The sequence below is a fragment of the Photobacterium angustum genome (assembly GCF_003026365.1).
In the GTDB taxonomy this organism is placed as follows: Bacteria; Pseudomonadota; Gammaproteobacteria; order Enterobacterales; family Vibrionaceae; genus Photobacterium; species Photobacterium angustum.
Genome location: NZ_PYOM01000001.1, coordinates 403,573 through 426,621 on the forward strand (window position 1 = coordinate 403,573; position 23,049 = coordinate 426,621).

Below are 23,049 nucleotides of genomic sequence, written 5' to 3' on the forward strand. Positions count from 1 at the left end.
TTAAACGTTTATTGTTTTTCGTCGGTTTATTCGTCGAGCTAAAATAAAAAAGCCTAACGGGAGCAGCGCTTGGCATAAGGCGTAAATAGCGGTAACTCGCCTGTCCGATCCACTGGCAAGGGTTACGGCTTCTGTCGTTAACGTACTTATTCGGCCAGCACCTAGCATTAATGTTGGGAGGTATTGTGCCAAACTGACGCTAATGCCAATAACCCATGCAAAAATAAATGCCGATGATAATTGCGGCAGCTTTATTTTAAGCCATACCTGAAAAGGTGTTTTCCCTAAACTTAATCCAATTTGAGTTAAACGTTGATCATAACTGCGATAAGGACCATCAAGTGCGAGATAGACATAAGGGAAAACAAAAAAGAGATGTGCCCAACAGACCCATAGTAGATAAGTATTAAGTGAGGAAAATAAAGTTAGTACTTGCAAACCAAAGAGTAACGATAGCTGTGGGATCAGCATCGGAATAGCAATAATGTAGTTAGGAATATGGCATTTATGTTTTATACGATATTCGTGCGCAACAATGGCAAAACATAATCCAAGCGATGCACTGATCAGTGCGATCACCACACTGATGTTGATTGTACTAAGAATATGACTCCATTCTAGTTGCCAAAAGCGCAAGCTATAACGAGTTGGAAGTAGATCAGGAAAGCGCCAACGCAGTGCGACTGACCATAGACTTAATATTGGGATAATCAACGCTGTTAATGCCAGCAATAGGATAAAAAGTGATTTTCCTGGTAACGCAAAACCATATCTGCCCGACCATTGCCACTGTTTAAAACACTGTGTGAGTAACCATTCTATAGCCACCGTGATACATAACAATATTGTGCCGATAATAAATAGCATGATTGCCCCAGCGGCAGCTCGTGGAATAAGTTGTAGGTTGGGATCAATAAACCATTGCCAGACTAAAACGGCAAAAGTGGGTGGATTGGTTGGCCCTATAATTTGTGCAACATCGACGACAGAGACACCATAAGCCACGATAGCAAATAGCGGAAAACGCATCTTAGGCAACCACTGAGGGAAAATACACTTTAACCATGTTTGAGTACGGTTATAGCCCAGAGATGCTGATACTTTTTGGGTTTGCTCAATATTTAATTGTTGGAGAACCGGAATACTCATTAGCATTAAAAAAGGCGTTTCTTTTAAGGCGAGCATGAAGATAAGCCCTAAGCCATAAGGATCATTGATCAGTAACGCGGTTTCACTGACAGCATGAGTGCTGAGATTGGTTGGGAGTAATGAATACAATAAACGAACGCCCATACCTGTTGGCGCAAATAAAAAGGCAAAGCCAATCGCAAAAGCAACATGGGGAATAGCGAGTAGAGGGCTTAGTGCTGATTCAATACGTTGCCACAGGCGGGTTCCCCAACAGGTTTGGATGATTGCAAAGGTAAACAAACAAGCAAGAAAACAGCTAGCCGCCGTTGTATAAAACGTTAAGGCAATAGCGTGCTCGACACCTTGCCATTGTAATACTTGGCTAAAACCGTTGAATGAGAATTGAGTTAACCCTAGTGGTGGCATATACCCCAATGCAGTGATCACCACACCGAGTAGTCCTGGCAATGTCGGTAAAATACACACGGCAATTAAAAGAAAGTAAAACGCAGGTAACATACCGTGTTCTCATGGTTAAAAAAGGTGGTCATCTTAACGTATAAGAGACGTAAGACGATGCTGATAGTAATTATAATTATGCAATAAGCAATGCGATTTTAATTATTTAATCAATAAATTACCTGTGACGATAACTATGACCCGTTTTTGCAAACTTTTCTTTCATAACCAGTGACTAAAATTATATTCCGTATAATTGCGTTTATTTCCTTATTAGTAGGTTACTTGTGTATAACGACCAATTAATGATGTTGCTAGCAGTATTTGAACGTGCAGCTTTACTATTAATGGCACTGTTTTTATTAACACAAACCCAGCACTTTCAGTCGATTGTTAAAAAACAACATCGTCGACCTACTGAAACTGCCATGATTTCTCTTTTATTCATCCTTTTTGCAGTTTTAAGTACGTACACAGGAGTGAAAGTTGATGGTTCATTAGTTAATGTGCGGATCATTGCGGTGGTGTCTGGTGGAATTTTATTTGGTCCTTGGGTGGGGATTCCTGCGGGGATCATTGCAGGTATTCACCGTTATTTGATTGATATTCATGGTCCAACATCTGTGGCATGTTTGATCACCAGTATTTTTGCTGGGGTATTAGCTACATGGATCCACGTATCGTGTCAGAAAAAACATTATGCCCAGCTCGGTATACTGGCAGGCATGGTATGTGAAATATTAACTATGCTGCTTATTGTGGCTTTATCGAATAATAAAGCGCTTGCTTATAACATCGTCTCGCATATTAGTTTTCCGATGATAACAGGAACGTTGTGTATCGGTTTGATTATTAAATTAGTCCAAGGACTGGATGAAGAAAAAGACATTGTGGCTGCTCGGCAAGCCAAATTGGCGTTAGATATTGCCAATAAAACCTTACCGCATTTTCGGATTAACAGCCGAGAATCGCTACAAAAGGTATGTAATATTATCCGTGAATATACTTATGCTGATGCGGTGGCTATTACTGATACGGTTGATGTTCGTGCTTATGCGGGGAGTGGTGAAGAGAACTTTCTTGATGCTCACCATCAAATTAGTGGCATGACACGGCAAGCGGTTACAACAGGTAAGCAAATTATCAGTAATAACCTAAATGTGCATGAGTTTCGATCTTTGTTAATTATTCCATTATGGGAAAACGGTGAAGTGAGCGGGACGTTAAAGATCTTCTATTGTAAGCCTGATCAAATTCGTTTGTCGTTACGTGAAATGGCGATCGGCTTATCGCAAATTATCTCAACCCAAATGGAAGTGTCCCGCATTGAACAATTAACAGCGATGGCAAGCAAAGCCGAGTTTTCTGCCTTACAGAGTAAAATTAACCCTCACTTTTTATTTAATGCGCTAAATGCGATTTCAACGTTGATCCGTATTCGTCCTGATCATGCAAGGCAATTGATTGCTAATTTAGCGGATTTTCTGCGATATAACCTAGAACGTGATGTTGAATTGATCGATATCCAAGAAGAGTTACAACAAGTACGCGATTATGTCGCTATCGAGCAAGCCCGATTTGGTAATAAACTCGACGTTATTTTTGATATTGAAGATGTTCATCCTCTGATTCCATGTTTACTTATTCAGCCGATCGTTGAAAATGCCATTCTGCATGGTATTCAGCCATCCCGAGAGCCGGGAATGGTGACGATTTCAGTGAAAACAGTCGGTGAGAGAATTGCTATTATGATCCAAGATACAGGTATTGGTATTTCGCAAAACATCATCGATCAACTTTATACAGGCAATGTTGATTCTCATCGTATAGGTTTAAATAATGTCCATCAGCGTTTGTTAATGCTTTACGGAGAAGGTTTGCATATTCGCCGCCTAGAAAAAGGCACTGAAATGTTGTTTTACGTAAAATAAAGGTTATTCCATGATGAAAGCGCTAATTGTTGAAGATGAATATTTAGCACGCGAAGAGTTAACATATTTAATTCAAACTCATAGCCATATTCATATTGAGGCTGCTTTTGAAGATGGATTGGAAGCCTTTAAGTTTCTCCAAACTAACCAAGTCGATATCGTGTTTCTTGATATTAATATCCCGTCGATTGATGGTATGTTACTCGCGCGTAATATATCTCAATTTAAACATAAGCCCCATATTGTATTTACCACTGCTTATAAAGATCATGCCGTTGATGCTTTTGAACTTGAAGCGTTTGATTATTTGCTGAAACCCATTAGCGAAACAAGGATGAAAGGGCTGTTAGCAAAATTAGAATTGCAACATCAAGAGGCTAACCAACAAGAACAACAAGCGTCTGAACCATTACGTAGTCATACCATAAATTTAATGAAAGATAACCGTATTGTTATCACGCCTGTTAGTGAGATTGATTATGCGGAAGCCAATGAAAAAATCACCACAGTTTATACCGCTGATGGCTGCTTTATTGCGCCAATGGCGATCAGTGAGCTGGTGGCAAAATTGCCTCAATCTGAATTCTTTCGTTGTCATCGTTCGTACTGTATTAATCTTTCACGGGTGCAGGAAATCATCCCTTGGGTAAACAGTACTTACATGTTGAAACTACAACATCATGAACAGCAGGTGCCAGTTAGCCGAAGTAACATTAAGCAGTTCCGTGATCGGATGAAGCTGTAATAGGTAAAACGATAAATGCATTTCATGCGGATATATTGCATTTAATTCCACTGAGCAGGCAGCTCATTTTATAGTTTTTCAGAGATATTGTTATCTTTGTTAATAGTCGTATGTTGGGAACCGGAAGCGATAACTGAACAGGTTATTGCCAGCGTTATAAGTCCCTTTGGAGAGTACGACGATGAGCACTCATATCTCGAATAGAACCCGTGTTCTAACCTTAATTGGCACCATCATTACCCAGTTTGCATTGGGTTCGGTTTACACATGGAGTTTGTTCAATGCCCAACTTGCTGACAAGTTATCAGAGCCTGTTAGTCGTGTTGCATTTTCATTTGGTATATTGAGTTTAGCGTTGGCTGTTGCTTCTTCTATGGCTGGTAAAATGCAAGAGCGTTTTGGTGTACGTAAAGTGACCATTGGCGCTGGTGTGCTACTGGGTGCAAGTTTATTGCTAACAGCGCATGCTACCAACCTTATTTTGCTTTATGTGTTTGCGGGTTTCTTAATTGGCTTTGCCGATGGTACGGGCTATTTAATGACCCTATCTAACTGTGTGAAGTGGTTCCCAGAGCGTAAAGGCTTAATTTCAGCGTGTGCGATTGGTGCTTACGGCCTTGGTAGTTTAGGCTTTAAATTCATTAATATGTACTTCCTTCAGCATGGCGGCCTTGAAACGACATTTGATATTTGGGGTGTTGTTGCCATGATTATGGTTATTCTTGGTGGATCGTTAATGACAGATGCACCTAAACAAGAGATCTCAGCGGAACAAGCAGCAGAGGGCGCTCGTGATTACAGCTTAGCTGAGTCAATGAAACACCCACAATATTGGATGCTTGCTCTTATCTTCTTAACCTTATGCATGAGCGGCTTATATGTTATTGGTGTTGCCAAAGATATTGGCCAATCTTATGTACACTTAACTGCTGGCGTTGCAGCATCTGCAGTGACTATCATTGCCGTAGCCAACATCAGTGGACGTTTAGTTCTTGGTATTCTGTCAGATAAAATCGCACGTACTAAGGTAATAGCGATTGCGTTGACGATCTGTTTAGTGGGTGTATGTGCATTGTTATTTGCGCATTTGAATATGATGGTATTTTATGCTGCTGTAGCGTGTATTGCGTTTAGCTTTGGTGGCACATTAACCGTGTTCCCATCATTAGTGAGTGACTTCTTTGGTTTGAATAATCTGACTAAAAACTACGGTGTTATTTACTTAGGCTTCGGTGTTGGTAGCTTGATTGGCTCAATTGTCGCATCTATTTTTGGTGGCTTTATTGCAACGTTCTACTTGATGTTCGCATTATTGATTGTCTCTCTTGTGATTGCATTAACCATCCAATTACCTAACGGTGAAAGTGATGCACAGTTAGTTGTAAATCACTAACGGGATAATTTGCGAAAAGAATATCTATAAATCCGAGCGCTTATAATGGGTTCTCGGATTTTTTAATATCTATATCGAGGAAGAGAAAGGGCGCAGCATAGTTAATATCTATATAACTAAATGATTACACTGGCTAGTTTGTATAAAGGCAGTTTAAAACACTATTTTCATATTGAAAGTTAGTTACCAAAATGAAAATAACATTAAAATATGGTGTCTTATTTTGGTTGAACTCTGGTTTAATACGCAAATAAACTGCTTATATATTTAAAGGTAGTTAAGGTCACTCTATGCAGAGTTTTAATTAGTGTATTGTTTGGTAAGAGATAGCCATGTCTGTAATTAAATTTCCTTTAAAGTATAGAAATGCCGCAGCAGATACTTTTGCGATGGTTGTGTTTAGCTTTGCCGCTGGCATGATGATTGAGATCTTTATTTCAGGTATGTCGTTTGAGCAGTCGTTAGCATCACGAACATTATCTATCCCAGTTAATATTGCGATTGCTTGGCCTTATGGGATGTTTAGAGATTACATGATCCGAACAGGTATGCGCTTTTCAACAAAACGTTGGATGAAAGGCTTCTCTGATATGGTGGCCTATGTGTTATTTCAATCACCGATCTATGCTTGCATATTATTTGTTGTAGGGGCGAACTTTGATCAGATTATTACTGCTGTTACCAGTAATATCGTGGTTTCTGGTGCGTTGGGCATTGTTTATGGTCAGTTTTTAGAAATGTGTCGCCGCATGTTCCGTGTACCAAATGCTGCATGATCAACAATATTCAATAGAATAAAAAAGGGGCGTAAAGTTTAACTTTACGCCCCTTTTGCTTTGATAGCGATAGATAGCAAATTATGGCTGTTCTAAAGCAATTGTTTAGTTATTTATAACCGCCCTGAATCTCAGGTTGCTGTTGTTTTAATACGACTTTGTTACGCGTAATTGCCGCTGCTGGTAAATTGATAAAGCCGTTGTTAGTCAGTGTCTGCTGCGCTTCCGGTGTCATTACGTAATTTACAAAAGCCGTTTGCTGCGGCGATAGAGAGCTATTTGTTGGCTCTAAATTCAGGTACATGTAATAAACGTTAGCAAGTGGATAGCGGCCTGATAAAATTGTTTCATGATCTAGCCCAAAACTCTCACCATTTTTATCAATAATATCAATACGTTTAATATCTTTATCTTGGCTTTGATATACGGTGTAACCAATGGCGTTTTCTTTTGATTCAATAGTATCGATTAAGTCTTCACGGCTGTTTAACGATTTAGTTGCCGTTTTTTGGCCATCGTAGCAGGTGATCATCTTGGTGAAATTACGGTGTGCTGATAAATCACCATTGACTGAATAAGCGTGTACTTGTGTCAGTTCTGTATTGTTGGCAAGTACAGGACTTACTGTCTGCCATTGAATTGATTTTAATGATGATTGACAGCCGAAAATATCAGCCAGCGCATTGATTGAAATAGATTTAATTGGATTATCTTCATTAACCAAAATGGCGATGGCATCGGATGTAAAGTACAGCTCGGTTGGTTTATAACCGTATTTATCTTTAAAAACGGCGACTTCGCTATCTAACCAACGACGAGAGCTAATACCAATTTTTACGCCATCTTCAATCATGACTTTTTGAATGTCATTGCTTTGTTCTGTGAGTAAATGATTGTTCAACGTTGCGGTTGAAATTAGCTCGTTGACGACAGTATTGAGTTCATTTTCAACCGCAATAGTTTTACTGCTATCGGCATAAGCAGAAGAAGCAAACAGCGCCAGCGGTAACATGTAAGTTAAAGTTGATTTATTCACGAGTATTCCCTCACTGTGCTGTTGATGCATGTTGTGCTGATTGCTCAGAGCTATAAATTGTCCATTTTTTTACAGGCTCCATTTGGTTGCTGGTTATAACAGCAATGGTGCGTCGCTCACGTTTCTTAAGGTGCTTGGTTAATTCGGTCACCTGCGTAAACTCTTGCTCTGAAATGCGCTCAGGCGCGATACCATTTTCAATCAATGCATCTTTAATCACCCCTGTACGACGTTGGGCTAATGCTTTGTTGTATTCGTTAGTACCTTCCGGACTAGTATCACCGACAAGGATGACTTTTGCCTGAGGCTTTTGTCTTAATAAATCAAACAGTTTGGTATAGGTTTCATTTTGATCTAAGCGAATGTGGTCATCATCAAAGTTAAAGTAAACTGTCTGGATGTCGTATTTCGGTTTCACTTCCCAAGGTGCACAGCCAGTAATATCAACCTGCGTACCACCAGGCGTATCTGCACACATATCCCGCTGGTTGATCACTCCATCTTTATCATGATCGCGAAGATCATCAATTTGATGGCGAGTGACTTGAGTATCAGGCATGTCTGCACAGCCAGTTAAAAGCAAAGGCAATAAAATGAGAGAAAGTAGTGATTTTTTCATGATTATTGCTCCTTCGCCTGCCATTGTTCTGGATATTCAACACGTAACGCATAGGTCAATTTGCCCATAGCATTAAGAATGCGATATGCTGCTAGGGTGTGGTCATATTCAGTATTGATGTAGCTCTTGCGGGCAAGGAACACTTCTACTTTTGCATCAAGTACGTCAAGTAAGCTACGACGGCCTAAACGAAATTGTTCTTCATAACCCATTTCAGCGGCTTTTGCCGCATCAACGTTCTGTTTCAACAATTTCTTCTGTTGCTCTAACATGTTGTAGGCATTCCACGCTAGGGTTGTCCCTTCAACCACTTCACGCTCTGCGCGCAAACGGATAGTACGTGCTTCTTCATGACGCCATGCAGAGGCTTCAGTATCGGCATTGGTTTTTCCACCGTTATAGATGTCGTAATTCATGGTCAGCATGATACGGGCATCTTGATCTGGACCAAGCGTATTACCCACGTTGTCGTTGGCATTTGCGTGCACTTCTAGCTTAAATTCAGGGAAGTAATTGCCTTTTTCACGGCGAATTTCTTCACGTGCCGCTTTAATATCAGCCATGGCTGCTTGAATTTCAGGGTGTTGCTTAATACCTTGTTTAATAGCAATTTCTTTGCTGCTAGGCAGTAGGGCAGTATCGACCACAGGATCGACTAAACCTGTTGCCGGTTTTCCAACTAAACGCATGAATTGGGCGTCGAGATCATAGAGGTTATTTTCAGCGGCAATAAGTGATGAGCGCGCTGTTGCAACACGTGCTGCGATTTGTGCCAAGTCAGAATTACTGCTTAAACCTTTTGAGTTTTTATCCAGAATATCTTGGTAAATCGCTTCATGTTCACGAACGTTACGCTGGGTTAATTCATGAATGGTTTTGGCTTTCAGTACTTCCATGTATAAGCGTGTGGTATCTAATGAGATATCTTCTGCATCAGATAACAAGGTTAACCGCTCAGATTCTGCTTCATAGCTAAGACGATCAGTATTGGCTGAGGTTTTAAAGCCGTCAAAGATCAACTGTGAGGCTTTTAAACCAATTTCAGTTCGGTTCATGCCACGATCGTCTTTGGGGATTTTATTACCACTGTTGTAACGGGTTTCTTCATAACCCGCTGCAGCGTATAGATTTACCTGTGGTAAGTAATCAGACTGTGCACCATCTGCTTCACGAAGCACTGATTGAAAACGGGCATATTGCCCCGCAATTTGTGGGCTGTAATCAATGGCTGAGGCAACTGACTCTTCTAAAGAGAGTGCATGCGCAGCACTTGATGAAAATAGCGCCGCTGCTATTAATGATGATAAACGCATTCCTTTTCCTTTATCTTTTATTCTGTATACCGTGTAAAACGGTATGACTAATTAGCTAAATGTTATGGCTCTCTTAATGCACTTGCTTTGGCGCGTAATAACGGCTTTAACCAGTAGCTCAAAACGGTTTTTTCTCCCGTTAAGATATCCACCATGGCTTGCATGCCGGGAATGACTTGCAAACGTGTTTCTGGATCATCATGGAGCTGAATATGGGCGCGGTAATAGGCGGTACCGTCTTCTGTTTGTAGTGCATCAGCACTGACATATGTCACTGTGCCTCTACGTCCACCGTAAACCACAAAGTCATAGGCAGTAAATTTAATGGTGGCTTCTAATCCTGTTTGTACAAAAGCAATATCTTGCGGCGAAATTCGCGCTTCAACGATTAACTTGCTGTCATTGGGCACTAACTCCATGATGGGTTCACCGGGTTTTACAACACCGCCTAATGAGCGCACTAAAATATCTTTAATAGTGCCATCCATTGGGGCGGTGATTTCAGTTCGTTTTAACTGATCGGCTAATCCTTCTTGACTATCTTCTAATTGGGCAAACTGATTGGTCAATTCATTGAGTTGTGCTTGGACTGAGGTTCTAAATTCCAACGCAAGATTGCGGCGCATCACAATAGCTTCACGTAATGCTGCTGACGTTTTTTGTTGTGCAACTTTTGAACTGGCAATTTCGCCGCGTAATTTCACCTGATCGCGACGTGTTTGAATCAATTCTACTTCCGCAACAGCGCCTCGTTTTACCGCACCTTCAAGCATTTTGGCTTCTTTATTGACTAAACGAAGACTGCTATAAAGTGTGGATGTATTACTTTTAGCATCACGTAACGCTTCAGTTTTTTGTTCAATCGTAAGCTGTGCTTCTTCAAGTTGTGACTCAATTTGTCCAATACGTTCGTTGTAATTGGCTTTAGCATTAAGCTGAGCACGCTTACTTAAATCATCAAAAGCGATAGCTTGATGTGAAATCGTGATTTGTTTTTTCCAATCTTTTTCCTTGGTATTGACTTTTACGGTATCTAATTCGGCTTTCAGGCGTTTGATTTGCGCTTGTAGCGTGCGGTAATGCTCATCAGATTCTTGGAAAGCGGTACGGAAACGGGTGTCATCTAAAATAATTAAAGGCTGACCTTTCTTTACCTGTTCGCCTGCTTTAACCAAGACTTGCTCAATAATACCGCCTTCTAAACTCTGAATTTTTTGAATGGCGAGGGTCGGTACAACTTTGCCATCACCCACGACTACTTCTTCCAATTTGGAATAGGCAGCCCAAGTGATAATAGAGATAACCAATAGCGAACAAAGCCAAACAATTTTACGAGAACGATAGGCGTGCTTTTGATTTGCCCATTTTAAATTACTGCTCATTACCGCCTCCTTGAACAATACTGACGGATCGAACACGGCTAACTGGACGTTGTGGTTTTTGTTTAGCGAGGATAGTTTTTGCATCACCATCAGCAACAATTTGCCCACGCTCTAGGACAATAATACGATCACATTTCGCCAAAATAGACTGACGGTGAGAGCTAATTACCATGGTGATATCACGCGGCAATTTATGCAGGGCTTGACGAAAACGTTCTTCTGCTTGTTGATCTAAAGCGCTCGTTGGTTCATCCATCAGCAATAGGCTAGGTGAGCGATAAAGTGCGCGAGCCAGTGCGACAGCTTGGCGTTGACCGCCCGATAAATTACGGCCGTTTTCACCGACTTGGGTTTCTAATCCGTTGGCAAGGCGATCCATAAAGCCATTTAAGCCAGAAGTCGTTATGGCATGACTTAGGCGCTTTTCATCTACTCCATCACAGCCAAATAGAATGTTTTCATAAATAGTGCCGTAAATAAGGGCTGGCTGCTGTCCAACCCAACCGATGTTGTTACGAAGAGCGGCGGGCGGCCATAACTGGGCATCAATCCCTTCAAAATACAATTGTCCTGAACTCGGGCGGTATTGATAGGAAAGTAGCGCTAATAGGGTCGACTTACCTGAACCTGCCGCACCAATAATACCAACACGCTCACCTTGGCGGATTGCTAATTTGATATTGCTAAGGGCGTTAAACTTTTGTTCAGGATAAGCGAAGTTCGCATCATCTAGCTGTACGTTGCCGTTAAATTCACCACGATCCATCACCTGATGTTCATTACTTTCTTGCGGTAATGCCATCACTTGATCAAGCCCTGTGATCGCTGAACGGCTTTGCTGATAGCGCAGCATTAACATGGATAATTGGTTGATTGAACTCGCGGCACGACCGCTCAGCATAACAATAGCAATCAAGCCACCCATGCTGAGTAAGCCTTCAGAAATACGGTAAACACCAATAATAATTAAACCAATGGTTACTATTTGCTGACTACTCATCACCGAATGAGACACAACGTTGGTGTATTTACGGGACTTAATGTGCCAGTCCGACAGCGCAGAAACCGTTTGCTCCCAACGACGTTGGATAATGCCTTCAGCATTATTTTGTTTAATATCAGAAAGATTATATAAGCTATCTAATAATTGGGTTTGTTTCTGGGTCGATAAGCGAGCGGATTCATCCAATGTTTGACCAATTTTTCCTTTCATAATGGTGCTTAGGAGCAATAGCACCACCATAACAGCGATAGGAACAAACATCATAGGTCCGCCAAGCCAACCAATTAATGCAAGGAAGAACAAGGTGAAAGGTAAATCCACCAAGGTAACTAAAGTGACTGACGTGAAAAACTCTCGCACACTGTCAAAATCTTGAATTTGACGCGCAAATGCAGCGGCTGATTGGGGGCGATGTTCAAGTTTCATTCCCAATACTTTTTGCATTAAAATTGCCGATAGTTTGGTATCAATATGATGCCCAGCCATATCGGTGATAGCGCTTCGTGCTTCGCGTAATAACCAATCAAATATCAACGCAATTGATACCCCAGCCGCCAACACCCATAAGGTATTAAAGGCTTGGTTGGGTACCACGCGATCGTAGACGTTCATGGTAAACAATGGCACGACAAGAGCGAGTAGGTTGATAAAAATAGAGGCAATAAGCAGATCACGATACCAAGGTTTTACCTCTGAAATTGCCGCACGCAACCAGTGTTTTTTTGGCTTAGGCTTAATATCATCAACACGGGGATCTGCAACTTGGATCGGCGAAACTTGCCAGACATCCCCGTTGAGCAGATGTGTTAACTCGTCGCTTGATTGTTGAGAGACAATGGGAGTTGGGGCATGATCGCCGTTAGTTTGAAACTGGACTGTTTTAAATACACTATCAGTGTATTCACTGATAATGATTGGTGTGCCAGCCTCGGTAATACCAACGGCAGGTAAACTTGCTGTTGGTAACTTATTTTTTGGGTGTAAGCCAACATCCAACTGAGCTTGGTTGGCTGCACGTTCAAACAGAGAATCGTCAAGTTTACCCTCTACTAAGGGTAAACCTGTAGTGACTTTTAGACGATGACAGCGAATGCTGTAATGCTGGCATAACCACAATATAGAGGCTAGCCAGAGGTCATTATCTAACGGCGGATTTTTACTACTCATACCATCCCTAGCCAGTAATTAGATTATTATCATCTATCATTTTTTGTAGAACCTCTGCATCCGTTGCAGAGCTCGTATCTGCGCCATAAAGCGCATCTTTACTTACATTGTCTAACGTTATCTCTTGTGTAACATCTGTGCCATTGTCTTTAACATGTAATGTGACGGAACCGTTATTTTCAGTAATATCAATATAGTTATCGGCTGAAATACCATCAGTCACATTTGACAAAATAGCGCTTAAGTCAATGTTATCGCTATTAATTGTGGTATCAAAATCTAAAATAGTATCTTGTGCTGGTACAGAGTTTGAACCAAGATCATCAGATTTAAATAAGAAACTGTCATTACCACTATCACCTGACATTATGTCGTTGCCTTTACCGCCGATTATCACATCATCACTTGCCGTACCGACTAGGGTATTGTCACCCGATACTGCGATTTTGAAATCGATGGTTTGCGCTGTACCCGTTGCAGTTTGATTGCCAATACTTGAAATTGGCTCAATAGATAAAGTGAAATCTTGTGCGTTGTTGCCTGTCATGGTGAGATTAGTAATATCAGCGAGATCGACTTCCCAACCACCAGCGTTGGCTTTACCTGCAGAGAAGGTGTAATCACTTGGGAAGCCTGTGATCATAATGCTGCCTTTTTCATTAGGTGCTGGATTTTGCATCATGAGATCAAGATTTAAGGCGATCGCTGAATCTGTTTCAGCAATAATACTGTTGTATTGCGCCGTTAATTCAGGCTCATCAGGTAGCGCATCAATGGTTAATTTGATCTCTTCGGTAGCGATAACACCTTCATGAGTGTACTCAGTGCCTAATACGATATTGGTATCAACAGTATTGGCAGCTAATGTGATCGTCATGTCGCCATAAGCATCACCAGGATAAAGTGTGAATTCATCCAGTGTATTGGCATTAACGACGACGGTAGCAAACCAATTATTTCCTTTTTGCCCAAAGGTAACTTCTTGTCCGCCAATAACGATTTTATCTAACCCTTGTAACTGAGCGGGATCATTAGCACTGATCGTTACCGTGAGTCGTAAGTCTTCATCACTGTTTGTTTCATAGCTTTCTAGATTAACCGGAATAGTGAAACTATCGCCTTCAATCCCAGCAAGGTTTTCTGGTACATCAAAGAACTGAACATCATCGCCAATAGGTTTAACACCTACGACTAAATCGGTGGTCGAGGTTTTAATATCATTGGTGCCAATTTCGTTGGTGATGGCTTCTAGTTTGAGCTTCATATCACCACTAAAATCGAGCGGTGGACGGATATAAACCCCGTCCATTTGGCTGGCACTGATACTCCATGATTGACCACTATTAGGTAATTGGACGAATGTATTTCCGCCATCAGGAGAATAGAACAGCACAGCGCCTTCAGGTAACCCTGAAATACTCAGCGATAGTGTTTCTGAACCATCATCATCAAATAAAATTGCGTCTAGGCCTGTGATATTTATGTAGCTATCTTCGTCACCAAGAACTTCGATTCTATCTGGCATTTCAGCAAAATCAGTTACAGGTGCAACATTGATTACCACTGATGCCGTTTTGGTTTGGGTATCGGTTTGGGTTGGGCAATCAGCTTCATCAGTGATGTTGGCTGCAACATTAATGGTTAACTCACCGCTGAAGTTAAGTGGTGGTGTTAAGGTTAATTCACCTAAACGTGTTGGGTCTTTAATTGTCCATGTGTTATCGCCGTTGTCTTGTAAAATGGCGGGATCACCGTTGAGTTTTGCCCCAGCAGGTAAAGTAATTTTCAACCAGTTAATGGTTTCTTTACCAGTGGCTGATTCGCCTTCGCCGCTGATGGTTTGTCCCGCGAAAATATTATCGCCTAAGATTAATTCTAAGTTGATAGCAGATTCGGTATCTTCCTGAATCGTGGTTTGTCCTGCATTAACAATGATGTCATCGACAACAGGGATAACTTCAATCTTGATATTCTGCGTTGTTTTGGACGACTGGCCGTTACAGGTGGACGTTTGAGTGATCTCAATCGGAATATTAATACAGCCAGCCCAATCTTCATCGAGTCCAACAAAGACCATATTTTCTAAGCCGCTTGGTGTAATGGTATAGCCAAGAATCTCACCAACAGCGTTGTATTCAGGAATAACACCATCGCCTTCAATTTCAACACCTGCAGGTAGATCTTTGATATCAATGAAAAACGATATTTCGATTTCAGGGTTGTCGTCAATGTTGCTATCCAGCAATCCTGATAAATCAATATCTTCACCTTCTTTGGCAATAATGGCATCGTCACCTTGAATGCTATCTGGATCGTCAATTGGAAGACAAGAACCACCGCCGCTGTGACCAGTAATTTGGACTTGAAGAGGAGCATCAATATAGCGTGAATGTTCGTCATCAATAACGTGGGCTACAACACGTAGATCGATAATGTCAGTATCAAAGCTAGAGCTAATGGTTGCATCTGCCAAGATATCTTTCATCGATTCTTTTACTGTGTCACTGGTTAATCCCGTTGCGGGAATAATCCAATTACCACTGCCATCAATGGACGCACCATTTGGGTGTTCAACGATTAAGTTAATACCATTTGGAACGACGATGATGATGTAATCAAGGTACTCTGAGCCATCGAGATCTTCATCAAAAAAGTGAACCGCGTTGGTTAAATCGATAGGGCTTCCATCGGTACTGGTGAGCACTTCTGATGTTGATTCTAAACGGGTATCGCCTTCAACAATACCATTCACATCAAGCTGAATGGTTGCATTAATGTCTTTTGTCGCTGTTTGTCCTGTAGGTGAGGTGTCAGTGACTTCATAGCTAATTGAAATATTGAATAAACCACTTAAATCTTCATCAGCAAGCGCGGTAACACGACCGCTGTTAATGAAGTCAGTCCATGATTCGCCACTGGTTTTGTAGCCAGCAAGATCTAATCCACCAGTAGGAACGTTAACTTCTATTCCATCAATAAAAAGTGTTAATCCTGCTGGTAAGGCTAAAATCTTATAGCCAGTCAGGCTTTCACTGTGATCGATATCTTTATTAATCACGGGCTCAATTAAGAAGCTTGCTGATTTATCCTCAAGCGTCGTTGTCTCAAGGACTGCGCCATCTTTTTCATCTACCACTGGAAGCACATCAATTTCTACTTTGTAATTGAATTCACCGCTGTCACCATCAGGCTCAGTTGAAATCACGTTAACATCAAAGTTGATCTGTCCACTGAAGTCTTGTGGTGTCTTCAAGAACGTAGTTTTTAGTTGATCATTGCTGATCTGGTAGATCACGCCAGTCGATGCACTTTCACCCACGATCTCTAGTGTGATCGGACTACCGTTACTATCAACAAATATCACTCCTTCTGGAAGGTTAGTGATCATAATAGTGATCTGTTCCGATTTATCATCATCACTGGTGGTGATCATGAAATCTAAAGGTAATGGGCTATCTTCGTTAAAGCCTGCCGTACCTTTGATTGTGCCTTTAAATCCAGTGGAGTTATCTGTGCTTTTAGCAACATATTCCCAATGACCATTACCGCCATCTGCAACATCAGGGCGATCAATCACACCTTTTAAATTAATGGTAATGGTTTTGGTATCACTCACTGCGGTGATATTAACGGGATCAAGTCCATCAACGGAGGTTTCGGTCGATACCGCCGTGACTTCAATGGTTAGCGTTTCTGTCCATGAGCTAATATCTTCTTTTGGATAAAGTAGGGCTGTACCGTTTTCAATACCTTCGGCGCTGACAATATAAACACCTGAGCCTGCTGGTTGCTCAATAGCACCACCACCTTTAATCGACCAGCCTTCTTGGACTTTGATATGATAGCTTAAACTTTCAGAACCATCGGTATCAGTAAGCTTACCGATTAACACTTGGCTTAAGTTAATTGGTTGATCTTCAATGCCTTTAATATTTTTAACTGATAGGGTTGGCGTATCCGCATCTGGCTTGATATTAACGATAACTTGGTGTGGTATTTCTTCGGTTTGATGTTCATTTTTATCAATGAACTGATTACCTTTTTCGGTCGCAATAGCGGTTACGGTAAATTCAAATTTACCTGCAAGGTTTTTATCTGAAACTATAGTGATTTTATTCAATTGATTTTGATTTAATACATCACCGTCTTTAACGACATTGCCATTAAGTTTTAATGTAATGCCATCTGGGATACCTGAAATTCGATATGTTAATTTTTCAGAACTATCGGTATCGGTAAGATTGGCAGCAAGGTCGAGTTTAATGCTGCTGTTATCATCCTCAACGCCTGTGTATTCAGTTTCAGGGGCGTCCCATACCGGTGCATCAGCATTTGGATATACCTTAATAGGTAACTTCTTATCTAAGGATGTAATACCAGAGTCTTTTGAGATGCTTGCTGTGATCTCAAGGTTCACCACACCTTGCTGATTGATTGCAACATCAGGGGCTGGTTGATAGGTGAGTTCACCATTTGGAGAGTAGAAGTTACCGTCTTGAATAAAATCGGTAATCGTGATGACACCACCGACTGCCGTGAGTAACGTGCCATTCAAATAAAGTTGTCCACCAGCTAATGAACTTTCACTAATGGTGATGCTGGTAAGGGTTTCATTTTGATCTTCATCACCAGGGAAGACTTTAATTGAAAGCGGCGCTGTGCGCGTATCTTCCAATACTTCTATTAGTTCAACGTTGATATGACCTGGATTATCACCCAATGCCATTGTTGCGGTTCGATCTGCGATATCGCCGTCACCGTCTCTGACTGTGTATGTCAGGTTATCAATAATCTGCCCACTAAATTCAGATGTTGAGACAGTCGTTATTTCAATCGTGCCGTCAGCATGAATAACCATGGTGCCGTACTTTTTCGACGGCGAAACTGTAGTATTGATTAAATCAATCGGATTACCATCAATAGAGTAAGTTGTTCCGTTGTAAATGAAGCTAACAATTTCACCGCCGTCAGCGCCTGTGATCTCATCGGTTAATAGCTGTAAGGTTTGGCTCTGCCCTTCAACTAAAACCAATGTGCCGTCAGTACCGCCTTTGGGAACATCGTCTAAGACATTCACATCAAAGATAGTGGCAGGCGAGGTGTCACCATCGCTGTCAGTCAGAATGGCACCAAATTCAAGGTTAAGCGTATCTTGTGATGTAGCATCTGGATGATCGATAGGGGCAAACAGATCAAATTGCACCGTACCATCAAGATTAACTTTGATTTGGAAGATTTCTTTACCCGCGGCTGTTGCGATATACCAACCATCAGCATTAGGTGCGCCAAGCGTGATATTCTCGCCTGCGCTGGTGTAGTTTTTACCATTAAAGAGGGCGGTATCTAAGGTAACGGATACCACATCATCACTGCCTGTATTAAAGCTCAGTGTTGGTGTTGCATCATCAGAGGGAGCACTATCTATACCACCAACAAGTAAGTCATTTTCTTGGACATTTAAAGCGCCATTAACAATGATTTCTGGCTTCAAACCATCCCAAATTGTGACTGTTACATTGGAGGTTCCAATACTACCATCACTATCAATGGCTTGAACTGGAAGGGTGATATCGAGCTTAGTGTCTTTACCATTGAGATGATCAATATAGTCATTCAGTACAATAGTGACTGTTATATCTGCACTGCCACCGGCAACAATAGTGCCAATATCAGAAAGATTGATGGAAAAGATCACCGTACCGTTAGCTAAAACCGCATCATAGGTATTGTTACCATCAAACTGCCACGTCAGTGCTTCACCGTTATGAGTGATCGCATCACCATCACTGGTTTGAACTGCGCCTGTTAGAGCTAGTTGTAAATCAACAATCGGATCTTGCCCTGCGGTAACAGAAATTGTTGAGCTTGCTGTTTCTGTCGTGCCTGCTGGTGGCGCATCGGGTGCTACAGCAATTGGGTTTTCGGTAATTTCTAATGTGGTATCAGTAATGACTGGTGTGTCACCATCGGCAATTGTTACAGTGATATTGGCTTGGTTAACGTCGCCATCGTTATCGCGAATAAAGACTGGAATGGTGATGGTTTCAATGCCACTCGGATCGGTTTGGTCGATAGATTGATACAGGTTGAAGGTATACTCAACCGTCGAGTTACCTTCTGCATCAGGTTGTTGAGTAATGATGATATCAAAGACTTTTTCACCATTGACCCAAGCTTCAATCATTTTACCGGTGTCGTTAATGGTGTAAGTAATGATATCGCCGCCGCTGGTTAATCCTGATGGTAGCTGTGTTTGATCAAAATATAACGGGCTGAGAGGTGAAAGGCCATTTAAGCCATCACTGCCAACAACAACATCGATAGTGCCTGTTTTGGAAATCGGTTGACTTGAAGAGAGGTTAGCTTCATCAAAGTCGAGTGCTTGGTTGACGATTAATTCAGGATCTGCGCCATCTTCTATATACCAATCAAATTGTCCTGTTGGGGTTTTCGTACCATCAAGATCGGTAGCATCAATCAGTAGTGGTAATTTGATCACATCACTGGCATTGGTGTGATTTAAAGGACGATATTGAACAAAAGTGACAGTACCAGTTACGTCATCGCCATTAGCGAGACCTGTTAGGGTTAAAGTAAAGATGGTTTCTCCACCAGATGTCGCTGTAATGGTTTTTCCATCACTACTTAATGTGTATTCAAGTAAATTAACTGAAATACCTGAAGTTAGATTTAAAGCACTTAAAGTAGCAATGGTTTGGGCGTTAAATGTAATGCTACTAGGGTCGGGGTTATCTGATCCCGCTTGAATAATAAAGTCACCCGTAAAGGTATCTGTTGGGTTAGAAATCAGTCCTTCAACGTTACTATCATTGTTATTAATGATGGTATTTGCTTCGCCATCTTTAATTGTGATGGTGAGATCCGCACTTCCGTTGTCATTATCGTTATCACCTGCAATGTAACTAACCACGAGGTCAATATCACCCGCACTATGGTCGAGATTGCGGTTGGCGGTGAAAATCCAGTGACCATTTTCTTTTATGGTCAATTGACCTTCAGGAAGATCAAAGGTTACAGAAGGACCTGTTAGATCTTTGGTTTCACCGTTAATCGTGACACGAATAACAGAGAGAGGGGAATCAAGATCACTATCATTGTTGAGCACATTGCCAGAGGTAATATTGCCTTCAATCACATTGCTATAGTTATCAAGAATAGCGGGTTCTGAATCTCGGATATAAATTAACGCGGGCGCAACAACCGTTTCTGTTGTGCCATCGCTATCGGTTTGGACACCATCAATCAATATTGCAGATTGAGTGCTATTGAAACCCAATTTAGTATCAATAGGTTCAAATAAACTAATTTTAATATTTTGAGAGGCGGTTTGAATGGTTGCCGTTAAAACTGTGACGCCATTGCTTACCGCAGTGAGTGTGAGCCCGTCCGGTGAGATGGTAACGGTAATAGGGTTACCGTTAGAGGTCAGCTTTTCTAGTAATGTTTGATTGGCATTAAAAGTAAACTCAGCAAATTCGATATTAATAGAAGCCGTTGCCGTTGTTGATTCTTGATACTCTAATGTCGTCTCATAAAAAACTGAAGAATCAGGATGTCTTAATGTCGGCATATCATCCACCGCCGTATTACCTGCTGCATCGGTAACGGTTGCTGACATTTCCCATGTTTTTTGAACGTTTAATTGGCTGAGGTCGAAATCTTCAATACGCCAATTTCCCGCACTATCTACAGTGGTGGTTAAGATAACGGTTTCAGTGCCATCACTAAACGTGACTTCGATCTTATCACCCGCCTGAGTGCCCGTTGTTGTCCCTTCTAAAAACTCGACATAACCAAGCTTGAGTGCGGTGATATTCAATCCGCCCAAATCGTAATTATCAGTGACGATATCAATAGATAATGCTGAGGTATCTTTAATTATGGTATCGGTAGCGATAGCAGGATTTCCTGCGATATCCATGGTTTTTGCTATGATTGTTAGTTCACCATCTGCCAATGTAGCTAAATCAGCATCTTCAATTACCCATACGCCATTAACAACGGTTGTGGTGAAAGAAATGGTTTTTCCATCTTTATCTGTGACGATAACGTCAACATTTTGTTCATCTTCAACAAAGTCTATATTGCCAAACAGCTTTGTTTTAGCCGCTATTTCAGCTTCATTTAAATATTCATCACCATTACCTTCAAAGTTAGCGGTAATGTCAGCAAGGGTGTCTTTGATGATAGTATCAGAGGCTGAGATTGGGTTGCCTGCAATATCAATGGTATCAGCAATAACTGTGAGTTCACCTTCGGCAAGCGTGGTTAAGTCAGCATCATCAATTGCCCATGCGCCATTAGTGACAGTAGTGGTAAAGCTTTGTTCTATTCCGTTGCTATCAGTTACGGTAATGGTAACGGGTTGTTCCTCTTCTACGTTTTCGACATTACCAAATAAATCGGTGACAGGAATTTCAAAACGGTTGAGGTATTCATCGCCTTTGCCATCAAAATTAGCGTTAATGTCTGCTAATGTGTCTTTTATTATTGTGTTGGTTGCTGAAGCTGGGTTACCCGCAATATCAATAGTTTCAGCCAAAATAGTGAGTTCACCTTCGGCTAAATCCGTTAAGTCAGCATCCTCGATTGTCCATTTTCCATCAATTACAGTGGTTTCAAACGTTTTTACTAAGTCGTTACTATCGGTAACTTTAATTGTGACTGTCTGACCATTTTCAACATTGGATACTGAGCCAAAAAGATCGGTCACAGGGATTTCAACACGGTTAAGGTATTCATCGCCTTTACCGTCAAAATTTGCCGTAATACTTGCAAGGGTATCTTTGATAATAGTGCTGGTGGCAGAGGCTGGGTTGCCTGCAATATCGACCGTTTGAGCAACTATAGTGAGTTCACCTTCGGCGAGGGAGGACAGATCTGTGTCGCTAATGTTCCAAGTACCATCAGTGTTCGTCGTTTCAAAGGTGATAGTTTTACCTTGGCTATCGGTGACAGTAATCGTAACAGGTTGGTTATTTTCTACAAAGGTGATATCACCTAATAAATCACTAACAACGATTTCAAATTGGTTGAGATAGTTATCACCCTTGCCATCAAATTCAGCGGTAATTTCAGCTAAGGTGTCTTTGATGCTGTTATCTGTGGCATCAACAAAATTGCCATAGTAGTCAGTGACAGAAGCATAAACATCAAGTGGGCCTTCAGCGAGTTCACTTAAGTCTTGATCGTTAATAAACCATTTTTGATCTTTCACAACCGCACTTGTTGTGAACACTTTGCCATTAATATCCGTGATAGTTACAACCACAATACGGCCATTTTCAACATCAATAGCGTCACCAAAGAGATCGACCGTAGGCACTTCAAAGCGATTCTCGTAACCGTCACCACCGTCAATAATTGTAACTGTTAAAGCGGCAGAATTACGAAGTGACAAAATGGTATCGCCAATTTCATCTCGTTCTTTTCTCTCTTCGGCAGTTGTCGGACGTGAAGTAAATCCCGCTTCAGGCAAGGTTTCAGCAAGCGTAGGCTTAATGCGGGTAATAAAAGATATGCCGTCACTTGAATTGGCTGTAGATTCTGAGGCGTTTTGTGTGTGACGAGGTGCAGTATCAGATCGTGCTAAGTCAACAACATTGTCTTCATTATTTTGAGTTTTTATGATGTCGTTAACTTGTGCTTGCTCTGCAATGAAAGGAACAGAGTCATCGATGATTTCTGATGGCGGAACTTGTATCCATTCATCTTCCGTTGTTATTTTCCAGATAACGCCTTCAACAACTACATACATGATTGGCTTCATCCTTGGCCCCTATATCTATTATTATTGATAAGTATTGCGAGCATGTTTTAAATCCAATGCATAATCTCGCAACACTAATCAATTTTAGATAGCAATCGTCAGAATGAACATTAAATTTACAAAACAATGTTACTGATATTGTTTTTTTGTGAGAATTGTAGCAAAACCATTAATAAAGTTGAGTTAACTGTCATTTTTTACTCATTAACTATTTGATAGTTATATTTATAGTTTGGTTATAAAACTATATTAAGTTTATTAATTAGTCGCAGTAGGGTGTGACTTTAAGCTATTAAGTGGGCGT

Annotated in this window: 11 protein-coding genes; 4 read left to right on the forward strand and 7 right to left on the reverse strand. The window is 41.1% G+C overall.

Features of this window, described 5'->3' with window-relative positions:
• Positions 1 to 1,650, reverse strand: a complete 1,650-nt coding sequence (locus CTN01_RS02035; protein ID WP_045186558.1) for an ABC transporter permease — start codon at positions 1,648 to 1,650, stop codon at positions 1 to 3.
• 245 nt (positions 1,651 to 1,895) lie between these two features.
• On the opposite strand from CTN01_RS02035, the gene CTN01_RS02040 reads away from it, so the two are divergent.
• The 4 genes from CTN01_RS02040 to CTN01_RS02055 all read left to right on the forward strand — a co-directional run bounded on the left by CTN01_RS02040 (position 1,896) and on the right by CTN01_RS02055 (position 6,435).
• Complete coding sequence (locus CTN01_RS02040; RefSeq protein WP_107188410.1) at positions 1,896 to 3,521, forward strand: LytS/YhcK type 5TM receptor domain-containing protein; 1,626 nt, start codon at positions 1,896 to 1,898, stop codon at positions 3,519 to 3,521.
• A 10-nt stretch (positions 3,522 to 3,531) separates the two neighbouring features.
• On the forward strand, positions 3,532 to 4,266 hold the full coding sequence (locus CTN01_RS02045) for a LytR/AlgR family response regulator transcription factor (protein ID WP_045127222.1): 735 nt from the start codon (positions 3,532 to 3,534) through the stop codon (positions 4,264 to 4,266).
• A 181-nt stretch (positions 4,267 to 4,447) separates the two neighbouring features.
• A complete protein-coding gene (locus tag CTN01_RS02050; RefSeq protein WP_045082660.1) occupies positions 4,448 to 5,659 on the forward strand; it encodes an L-lactate MFS transporter in 1,212 nt (403 codons plus the stop codon).
• A gap of 332 nt (positions 5,660 to 5,991) precedes the next feature.
• Positions 5,992 to 6,435, forward strand: coding sequence for an L-alanine exporter AlaE (locus tag CTN01_RS02055; RefSeq protein ID WP_005370705.1), 444 nt, complete (start codon positions 5,992 to 5,994; stop codon positions 6,433 to 6,435).
• 109 nt (positions 6,436 to 6,544) lie between these two features.
• Here the strand turns inward: CTN01_RS02055 and CTN01_RS02060 are convergent, their stop codons facing one another.
• From CTN01_RS02060 to CTN01_RS02085, 6 genes are all read right to left on the reverse strand, one after another.
• Positions 6,545 to 7,471: a PstS family phosphate ABC transporter substrate-binding protein gene (locus CTN01_RS02060; protein ID WP_045148187.1), complete on the reverse strand. Its 927-nt coding sequence runs from the start codon at positions 7,469 to 7,471 to the stop codon at positions 6,545 to 6,547.
• Between the two features lie 10 nt (positions 7,472 to 7,481).
• Positions 7,482 to 8,090 (reverse strand): OmpA family protein, encoded by a 609-nt coding sequence (locus CTN01_RS02065; RefSeq protein ID WP_045129506.1) that lies wholly within the window; start codon positions 8,088 to 8,090, stop codon positions 7,482 to 7,484.
• A gap of 2 nt (positions 8,091 to 8,092) precedes the next feature.
• Entirely contained in the window at positions 8,093 to 9,403 is a 1,311-nt protein-coding gene (locus CTN01_RS02070) for a TolC family outer membrane protein (protein ID WP_045148189.1), read from the reverse strand.
• 62 nt (positions 9,404 to 9,465) lie between these two features.
• Entirely contained in the window at positions 9,466 to 10,785 is a 1,320-nt protein-coding gene (locus tag CTN01_RS02075; RefSeq protein ID WP_045148190.1) for an HlyD family type I secretion periplasmic adaptor subunit, read from the reverse strand.
• Positions 10,775 to 12,955, reverse strand: coding sequence for a type I secretion system permease/ATPase (locus tag CTN01_RS02080; protein ID WP_045148192.1), 2,181 nt, complete (start codon positions 12,953 to 12,955; stop codon positions 10,775 to 10,777). The genes CTN01_RS02075 and CTN01_RS02080 overlap by 11 nt, the downstream gene beginning before the upstream one ends.
• Positions 12,956 to 12,962: 7 nt before the next feature.
• On the reverse strand, positions 12,963 to 22,733 hold the full coding sequence (locus CTN01_RS02085; RefSeq protein WP_107342078.1) for a T1SS-143 repeat domain-containing protein: 9,771 nt from the start codon (positions 22,731 to 22,733) through the stop codon (positions 12,963 to 12,965).
• Between the last annotated feature and the right edge of the window lie 316 nt (positions 22,734 to 23,049).